This window comes from Roseateles sp., from assembly GCF_046300915.1.
GTDB lineage: Bacteria > Pseudomonadota > Gammaproteobacteria > Burkholderiales > Burkholderiaceae_C > Kinneretia.
Window position 1 is genome coordinate 1 of the sequence record NZ_JBKCLH010000062.1, and the last position, 9,304, is coordinate 9,304.

Genomic DNA, 9,304 nt, shown 5'->3' on the forward strand with positions numbered 1-9,304 from the left:
GCATGAGGCCGGGGCCAGCAGTTCCTCGGGAAACAGGGCGTCTTGCATACGGGCGCAAGGATAGCGGCCCGCCGCTTGCTACACTGCCCGGCCTCATGCAGAACCTGAGCCCCACCCCCGCCGACGAGTACGCCATGCGTCTGGCCCTGGACCAGGCGCACAACGCCCTGCTGGTGGGCGAGGTGCCGGTGGGCGCCGTCATCATGCGGGGCGGGCAGGTGATTGCCACCGGCTACAACCGCCCCATCACCACGCACGATCCCACGGCCCATGCCGAGATCGTGGCCCTGCGCCATGCGGCCACCCTGCTGGGCAATTACCGCCTGCCGGAGTGCGAGCTCTTCGTGACCCTGGAGCCCTGCGCCATGTGCGCCATGGCCATGATGCATGCGCGGCTCAAGCGCGTGGTCTTTGCCGCGCCCGATCCCAAGACCGGGGTGGCGGGCTCGGTGCTCGATCTCTTTGGCCAGAAGCAGCTCAACCACCACACCCATATCGTGGGCGGCGTGCTGGCCGAGCCCTCGGCGCGCCTGCTGCGCGAGTTCTTTGCCGAGCGTCGCGCCGCCGCCCGCCAGCGCCGCCTGGCCGCGCAGGCCGCGGCCTCCGAGGCTTGCGCGGCAGATACCCCCATTCCCACCGGCGACGCCATCCACCTGGACCCCGAACAACCATGAGCTCCCTGACCCTCTACACCCCCGCCGGCGTGCTGGCCAAGAGCCAGCCCCTGAAGCGCGCCGCCAAGCGCCTGGGTCAGCTCGGCTTCGAGGTCGAGATCGATGCCGATGCCCTGGCCCGCCACCAGCGCTTCGCGGGCGACGACGCCACGCGTCTGGCGGCCTTGCACCGCGTGGCCGAGGCCGCGCCCTCGGTGGCCCTGGCCAGCCGGGGCGGCTACGGCCTGACCCGCCTGCTGGACCAGATCGACTGGGCCCTGCTGGCGCGCGCCGTGGAGCGTGGCACGCGCTGGGTGGGGCATAGCGATCTGACCTCCCTGCATCTGGGCCTGCTGGCTCACACCAAGCTGCGCAGCGCCGAGGCCTTTGGCCTCTGGGCCGGGCCCCTGGCCTGCGACGACTTCGGCCGCGAGGAGGCCGAGGGCGGGGTGGACGAGATCACCCGCGACTGCTTCGTGGAAGCCATGCAGGGCCTGCTGGAGGCGGTGGGTTTTCGCACCGAGGCGGGCTTGGACGGCCTGCATGCGCGTGGCACGCTGTGGGGTGGCAATCTCTGCGTGCTGAACTCCCTGCTGGGCACGCCGCACTTTCCCAAGATCAAGGGCGGCATCCTGTTTCTGGAAGATGTGAACGAGCATCCCTACCGCGTGGAGCGCATGCTGCTGCAGCTGGCCCAGGCCGGTGTGCTGCAGGCGCAAAAGGCCGTGGTGCTGGGCGAGTTCAGCGCCTGGAAGAAGTCGCCGCTGGACCGCGGCTACACGCTCAAGAGCGCCATCGCCGCGGTGCGCGAGCGCTTCCCGGGCCTGCCCATCCTGACGGGCCTGCCCTTCGGCCATGTGCCCACCAAGGTCTGCCTGCCGGTGGGCGCCAAGGTGGATCTGGTGGTGCAAGGGCGCGAGGCCCTGATGATCTGGGGCCCGGACCCGGCGCATCACCAGCACTCGCACGATTGCGACGAGGCTTGCAGTCACGAGGCCGAGCACGAGGCCAAGCGTCCTTCAAGCCGGTAAGACCCGGCCCCGCGCCTGCGGGGTGTCGCGCCAGCCTTTGCCCTTATGATGACGGGCCTTGCCTCCTGCACACGCGGCCACGAGCCGCACTGTCCGGGAGGCTCGTTGTTTTTTGAAGGATGCGACGGAGCGGACCCGCAAGCCCTCGCATCCGCTGTTGCTGGAAGGATGGGTTGCTCCGCATGCAAGTGCTTCGAGGACTGGCTGCGACGGCGCGTTGCGCTGCCGCAGCGCTGGCCGCCACGCTGGCGCTGAGCGCCTGCAACAACAGCCCCTGGAATCAGGGCGACGAGGGCCGCAATCTCGTGTACTCGGCCATGATCGAGAACACGCCACGGCATCTGGACCCCACGGCGTCCTACTGGTCGAATGACACGGCCGTGACCTATCAGGTCTACGAGCCGCTCTACGGTTACCACTACCTCAAGCGGCCCTTCACCCTGGTGCCCAAGACGGCCGCCGAGGTGGTGCAGCCCAAGTATCTGGACAAGGACGGGCGACCGCTGCCCGATGATGTGCCGGGTGAGCAGGTGGCCGTGAGCGTGTATGACGTGCCCATCAAGCCGGGCATCTTGTACGCACCTCATCCGGCCTTTGCCCGCAATGCCCAAGGTGAGTACCTCTACCACCAGATGCGTGCAGGCGAGCTGGGCGACAAGCGCAGCCCCTGGGACTTTGCCGAGCGCGGTACGCGCGAGCTGGTGGCCGAGGACTTTGTCTATGCCATCAAGCGTCACGCCACCACCCGCATCACTGCGCCCATCTATGGCGTGTTTGCCGAGTATGTGCAGGGCCTGCAGGAATACGGGGAGCTGATCAAGCGCGAAGATGCCAAGCTGCGTCAGGGGCTGGATCCGTCCAGCCTGGACAAGCCCTTGCTGGACTTCCGGCGCTGGCCCCTGGAGGGCGCCCAGGCCCTGGACAAGCACACCCTGCGCATCAAGATCCGCGGCAAGTACCCGCAGTGGAAGTACTGGATGCAGATGACCTTCCTGGCCCCCGTGCCCTGGGAGGCGGATGCCTTCTACGCCCAGCCCGGCATGGCCGAGCGCGGCCTGACCCTGGACGTCTGGCCCGTGGGCACCGGCCCCTACATGATGACCGAGTACGCCAAGGACCGGCGCATCGTGATGGAGAAGAACCCGAACTACCGGGGCGAGCCCTATCCCTGCGAAGGCATGCCGGGTGACGAGGAGAAGGGGCTGCTGGCGGACTGCGGCAAGCCCACGCCCTTCATCGACAAGATCGTGCTGACCGTGGAGCGCGAGGCCACGCCCCAGCGCAACAAGTTCCGCGACGGCTACTACGACCTCGAGGTCTTCGAGCGCACGGACACCGGCAAGTCCTATCTGGTCGAGGCCGATGACTCCGACGAGGTGCGCGCCCAGTACAAGGCCAAGGGCTTTGACTTCGAGCAGTACAGCGACGTCAACAGCTACTGGATCAGCTTCAATATGCTGGACCCGGTGATTGGCTGGGGCGAGACGGCGGAGCAGCGCAAGCGCAACCGCCTGCTGCGCCAGGCCATCACCATTGCCATCGACTGGGAGGAGTACTCCAAGGTCTTTCCCAAGAAGGCCGGTGAGACCGCCCAGGGCCTGCTGCCCCAGGGCATTCCGGGCTCGCGCGAGGGCACACCCGAGGGCGTGAACCCGGTCACCCACCGCTGGGTCGACGGGCGCGCCGTGCGGCGCCCCATCGAGGATGCCCGCCGCATGATGGTGGAGGCCGGCTACCCCGATGGCCGCGATGCCAAGACGGGTCGCCCCCTGGTGCTGAACTACGACTACTACGCGCCGGCCTCGCCCGAGCGCAAGCCCGAGATCGACTGGGTGGTCAAGCAGTTTGCCAAGCTGGGCATACAGCTGGAGGTGCGCGCCACCGACAACAACCAGTTCCAGGACAAGGTGCGCAAGGGCAAGCATCAGGTCTTCTGGCTGGGCTGGAATGCCGACTACCCGGACGCGGAGAACTTCCTCTTCCTGTTCTATGGCCCCAATGCCAAGAGCGTGTCCGATGGCGAGAACACCGCCAACTACATCAGCCCGGAGTTCGACAAGCTCTTTGCCAAGCTCAAGAACCTGGACGACGGCCCCGAGAAGCAGCGGGTGATCGACGAGATGACGCGCCTGCTGCGCGAAGACGCCCCGCTGACCTTCGGCTTCTACCCCTATGCCTCGGCGGCGGTGCAGGGCTGGATCAAGAACTCCAAGCCCGCCATCCTGGTGCGCGACCACGCGCGCTATCTGCGCCTGGATGCCGAGCAGCGTGCCAGCCAGGTGCGCCGCTGGAACGAGCCTGTGCTCTGGCCGCTGGCGGTGCTGGCCCTGCTGGGGGGCGGCGCCGTGTGGCTGGCCCGTCGCGCCCTGCAGCGGCGTGAACGCCTGGATGCGCGCGGCCGTCTGGTCGACGACGCCCCTGCTTCCTGATTAGGCCCCGCACAAACATGATCCGCTATACCTTCCGCCGCCTTTGCTACGGCCTGCTGGTGCTGCTGGGCGTCAATCTGGCCACCTTCTTCCTGTTCTTCACGGTCAACACGCCCGACGATATGGCGCGCCTGAACATCGGCGGCAAGCGCGTCACGCCCGAGCTGATCGAGAAGTGGAAGGCCGAGCGCGGCTATGACAAGCCGCTGTATGTGAACGAGGCCCGCGAGGGTGTGCAGCGCTACACCGACACCATCTTCTGGGAACGCTCGGTCTCGCTGTTCACGCTGAAGTTCGGCCGCGCCGATGGCGAGAGCGCGGGCGACATCGGCCACGAGGTCGCCACCCGCATGTGGGTGAGCCTGCAGCTGGCCCTGCCCATCTTTGTGCTGCAGGTCATCGCGAGCACGGCCTTTGCCTTGTTGCTGGTGACCTTCAGAAATACCCGGCTGGATTTATGGGGCGTGATCAGCTGCGTGCTGCTGCTTTCCATTTCCAGCCTGTTCTACATCATCGTGGGCCAGTACTTCTTTTCGCGCGTGCTCAAGCTGGCGCCCATCTCGGGCTACTCCACGGGCCTGGACGTGGTGCGCTTCCTGGTGCTGCCGGTGCTGCTCTCGGCCCTGGCCCGCCTGGGCGCCGAGGCCCGTCTGTACCGGGCCATGCTGCTGGAGGAGGTGGCCAAGGACTATGTGCGCACCGCCCGGGCCAAGGGCCTGAAGGAGACCGTGGTGATGTACCGCCATGTGCTGCGCAACGCCCTGATCCCCATCATCACCAGCGCCGGTGGCTATCTGCCCTATGTCTTCATGGGCAGCCTGGTGTTCGAGAGCTTCTTCGGCATCCCGGGTCTGGGCGCTTATGTGATCGAGGCCATCAGCAAGCAGGACTTCGCCATTGTGCGCACCATGGTCTTCGTGGGCTCCCTGCTCTACATCGCCACCTACATCCTGATCGACCTGGCCTACACCTGGGCCGACCCGCGCGTGCGCCTGGGCTGAGGACTTGAGCATCATGCCGAAATTCGTGCTTCTGTGGACCGACGCCGCCATCTGGCTGCTGATGGCCGTCTTGTTCGCCTATGTGCTGATGGTGCGCCGTGACGCCAATCTGCGCGCCACCTGGGCCAAGGCCTTTGCCGGCGCGCCGGCCATGGCCTCGGCCGTGGTGTTGGCGGCCGGCTTGCTGGTGACGCTGGCCGACAGCGTGCATTACCGCCTGCCCCTGCCGGCCGCCGCCGGCAGCACGGCCTCCGCCGTGGCCTATGACGTGCGCGTGCGCTCCTTGCTGGATGCGCTGCTGGCCCCGGCGCTGGAGGGGCGCGAGTCCACCTACTCGCTGCCCCTGCACTACGAGGGCTTTACCAAGGAGTCGCTGGAGGTGGACGGGCAGGTGGTGCGCAGCGCCCCGCGCCTGAGCTTTGGCGGCGCGCATCTGAGCGATCCGACGCGCCAGTGGCTGGCCGATGTGAGCCTGCGCGCCCTGGGTGGCGCCGCTGCTGGCCTGCTGGGCGGTTTGCTGCTGTGCGCGCTGGGCGCCGTGTTCTACGGCCGGCATCGCGGCATTGCCTTTGCCGCTGCCTGCGGCGAGCTCTGGCGCGGCGAGTCGCGCCTGCCCTGGCGTGCTGCGGCCTGGGCGCTGCTGGTCCTGAGCGTGCTCGTCGGCATGGTTGCCGCGCTGATCGGGCGCTATCACGTCTTTGGCACCGACATTACCGGCAACGATGTGCTCTATCAGACGCTCAAGAGCGTGCGCACCGCCTTCGTGATCGGCGCCCTGGCCACGCTGGCCACCTTGCCCCTGGCCGTGGGCCTGGGCATCATGGCCGGCTATTTCCGGGGCTGGGTGGACGAGCTGGTGCAGTACATCTACACGGTCTTGTCCTCGATTCCCAACATCCTGCTGATCGCGGCCTGTGTGCTGATGGTCCAGGTCTTCCTGGACAAGCATCCCGAGCTCTTCGAGACCGGGGTGGAGCGGGGCGATCTCAAGCTCTTCCTGCTGTGCATGGTGCTGGGCGTGACGGGCTGGGCCGGGCTGTGCCGGCTGCTGCGTGCCGAGGCCCTGAAACTGCGTGAGCTGGACTATGTGCAGGCGGCCACGGCTTTTGGGGTGAGCCATCTGCGCATCATGCGCCGCCACATCTTCCCCAATGTGGCCCATCTGATGCTCATCGTGACGGTGCTGGAGTTCTCCTCGCTCATTCTTTACGAGGCGGTCTTGTCCTATGTGGGCGTGGGTGTGGACCCCTCCATGAACAGCTTTGGCGGCATGATCAATTTCGCCCGCAACGAGATGAGCCGCGACCCCGTGGTGTGGTGGCCTTTTGCCGCCGCATTCACCTTCATGGTGGCCCTGGTGCTGGCTGCCAACCTCTTTGCCGATGGCGTGCGCGACGCCTTCGATCCGCGCGCCCGCAGCCTGCGTCCCCGCGTGCTCAAGCCCATCGCCAAGACCTGAAGACCACCATGCTGAAGATTGACAACCTCAAGGTGGCGCTGGACGCCGATGCCGGCCTGGTGCGCGCCATCGACGGCATGCAGCTGAGCCTGTCCCGCGGGGAAACCTTTGCCCTGGTGGGCGAGTCTGGCTGCGGCAAGAGCATGACGGCGCTCGCCTTGATGCGTCTGCTGCCCGACAACGGCGGTGTGACCGATGGCGCCGTGCTGCTCGACGATCAGGATGTGCTGGCCTTGCCCGAGGCGCAGATGCGCCGGGTGCGCGGCGGGCGCATCGGCATGATCTTCCAGGAGCCCTCCACCAGCCTGAATCCGGTGATGAAGGTGGGCGACCAGATCGTCGAGTCCATCGAGACCCACACCACGCTGCGCGGTGCCGCGGCGCGCGCCAAAGCCATCGACTGGCTGCGCCGCGTGGGCATTCCGGAGCCTGAGCGCCGCATCGACGAGTACCCCTTCCGCCTCTCGGGCGGCCAGAAGCAGCGCGTGATGATCGCGATGACCCTGGCGGCCGAGCCGGACTATCTGATCGCCGACGAGCCCACCACGGCCCTGGATGTGACCATACAGGCGCAGATCCTGGATCTGCTCAAGGACTTGCAGCGCGAGCGCAGCCTGGGCGTGCTGCTGATCACGCACGACCTGGCGGTGGTTTCGGGCATGGCCCATCAGGTGGCCCTGATGTACGCCGGACAGATTGTGGAAGTGGCACCCGCGGCCGAGTTCTTTGCCGCGCCCAAGCATCCCTATGCGCGGCTCTTGCTCCAGGCCCTGCCGGACTCGGCCAAGCGAGGCGAGGCCTTGGCGGCCATTGGCGGAACCGTGCCGCCGCTGTGGATGGAGTTTGAAGGCTGCCGCTTTGCGCCGCGTTGTGACCGGGCGCTGCCGGCCTGCGCCCAGCATCGACCCGAGCTGCAGGCCTTGAGTGACAGCCATGCCGTGCGCTGCCGCCTCTACACCCATGCGCAGGAGTTTCCGGCAGCGCTCGCGGTTCAACCACCTGCCCGGGCCCAGACGTCGCCGCCGGTGCAGACCGAGGCGGCGCCTCTGCTTGAGGTGCGCGATCTCAAGGTGCGCTTTGCCCTCAAGAGTGGGCTGTTTGGCGCCGGTGCCCGCTACTTCGAGGCCGTCAAGGGCGTCTCATACAGCCTGCGGGCCGGCCAGACCTTGGCCCTGGTGGGGGAGTCCGGCTGTGGCAAGACCACCTCGGGCAAGGCTATCGTGCAGCTGCTGCGCCGCCAGGCCGAGATCGAGGGTCAGGCCTTGCTGGATGGGCGAGATCTCTTCACGCTGGATGGTGAGGCCCTGCGCGAGGCGCGGCGTCAGGTGCAGATCATCTTCCAGGACCCCTTTGCCTCCCTGAATCCGCGCATGCGCGTGCTGGAACTGCTGGAGGAGGGCATGCTGGCCCTGCGGCCCGAGCTGGACGCTCAGGCCCGGCGGCATGTGCTGGAGACCCTCGTGGACCAGGTGGGCCTGAGGCGCGATGCGCTGGAGCGCTATCCGCACGAGTTTTCCGGGGGGCAGCGTCAGCGTATTGCCATCGCCCGGGCTCTCGCCGTGGAGCCCAGGCTGATCGTCTGCGACGAGCCCACCTCGGCACTGGACGTGTCGGTGCAGGCCCAGATCCTCAATCTCTTGCGCGAGCTGCAGCGGGAGCGGGGGCTGTCCTATCTCTTCATCACGCACAACATCGGCGTGGTGGAGTACATCGCCGACGAGGTGGCGGTGATGCAGTCGGGACGCATCGTGGAAGCCGGCAGCACGGCCGCCGTGCTGGGTTCGCCGCAGGAGGCCTACACCCGCAATCTGCTGGCCGCCGTACCTCGCCTGCCGGGCGCCGTCACCCAGGTGGGCTGAAACCACCACTCATGGAGGTATTGAACTGGTATCCAGTAAACTCCGCGTCGGCGTGTGCATGCATGGCTGAAATTGCCTGTAACTTGGTCACAGGTATTGGTGGCAGATGTTGTGACGCCGCATCAGCGTGATGCCCTGAATTCGCGTTGGTCTGACGAGGCTGCTGCGATGGAATCGCGTGAAATTCCGCTATTCGCACAGGCGGTCTTGCTCGGGTAAGCCCCAGGGGGTGCGTTGTCAGCTTGGTTTAAGATGTCGCCCTGTTCGAGGGGGTTGTTGTAATAGTGTTACAGCCGCCGTTTCGGACTGGGTCGCCCGCGGTCCTGGAACCGTCGGGCTGATTTTTTTGTGAGTGTTCGTTCTCGTCATGCCCGGGCCTCGTGTCCGCGATGCGCTCCCGCAGGTCGGGGAGGGGGTCGAAAAGGCGTGGCGTGGTTGTGATACAAAACCGGCCCTTGCACCCAGAAGGTATTCGGGGATTCGCTGCTGCGGCGACGGCACCCTGGTGTGCCGCTTGCTTGCTGGGGCGATACGGCGCTGATCACCGATTTGCACCGATGGAAGTGTTTCGCAGTTTGATGAAGGAGCGCGCATGAACTTTGCGCAGGAGAAGCAGGGCGCGTCCCGCTTCACAGGGCTCGGCATCGTGATCCTGATTCACGTGCTGATGATTTGGGCATTGGCCAGTGGTCTGGTCCAAAAAGCCGTGGAAAAGGTGGCCGGCCCCATCGACGTGAAGGTCGTGGAAGAGAAGGTCAAGCCGCCGCCGCCGCCCGAGAAGGTCGTGCCGCCGCCGCCGGACATGAAGGCGCCGCCGCCGCCTTTCGTGCCGCCGCCTGAAGTGCAGGTGACGGCGCCGCCGCCGCCCAATG

6 protein-coding genes and 1 pseudogene are annotated in these 9,304 nt (G+C 66.7%); all 7 read left to right on the forward strand.

Features of this window, described 5'->3' with window-relative positions; genetic code table 11:
* Positions 1-95 precede the first annotated feature (95 nt).
* Positions 96-674 (forward strand): tRNA adenosine(34) deaminase TadA, encoded by a 579-nt coding sequence (tadA, locus tag ACK5F2_RS04760; protein ID WP_409863156.1) that lies wholly within the window; start codon positions 96-98, stop codon positions 672-674.
* Complete coding sequence (locus tag ACK5F2_RS04765) at positions 671-1,684, forward strand: LD-carboxypeptidase (protein WP_409863158.1); 1,014 nt, start codon at positions 671-673, stop codon at positions 1,682-1,684. The genes tadA and ACK5F2_RS04765 overlap by 4 nt, the downstream gene beginning before the upstream one ends.
* A 182-nt stretch (positions 1,685-1,866) precedes the next feature.
* On the forward strand, positions 1,867-4,113 hold the full coding sequence (locus tag ACK5F2_RS04770) for an ABC transporter substrate-binding protein (RefSeq protein WP_409863159.1): 2,247 nt from the start codon (positions 1,867-1,869) through the stop codon (positions 4,111-4,113).
* 17 nt (positions 4,114-4,130) lie between these two features.
* The gene (locus ACK5F2_RS04775) at positions 4,131-5,114 is read left to right on the forward strand and encodes an ABC transporter permease (RefSeq protein ID WP_133604233.1); all 984 of its coding nucleotides are present in this window, start codon (positions 4,131-4,133) and stop codon (positions 5,112-5,114) included.
* A gap of 13 nt (positions 5,115-5,127) precedes the next feature.
* Positions 5,128-6,573, forward strand: coding sequence for an ABC transporter permease (locus tag ACK5F2_RS04780; RefSeq protein ID WP_409863161.1), 1,446 nt, complete (start codon positions 5,128-5,130; stop codon positions 6,571-6,573).
* Between the two features lie 8 nt (positions 6,574-6,581).
* Positions 6,582-8,432, forward strand: a complete 1,851-nt coding sequence (locus tag ACK5F2_RS04785) for a dipeptide ABC transporter ATP-binding protein (protein WP_409863162.1) — start codon at positions 6,582-6,584, stop codon at positions 8,430-8,432.
* Between the two features lie 592 nt (positions 8,433-9,024).
* Positions 9,025-9,304, forward strand: a pseudogene (locus tag ACK5F2_RS04790) (ABC transporter substrate-binding protein); the annotation flags it as partial.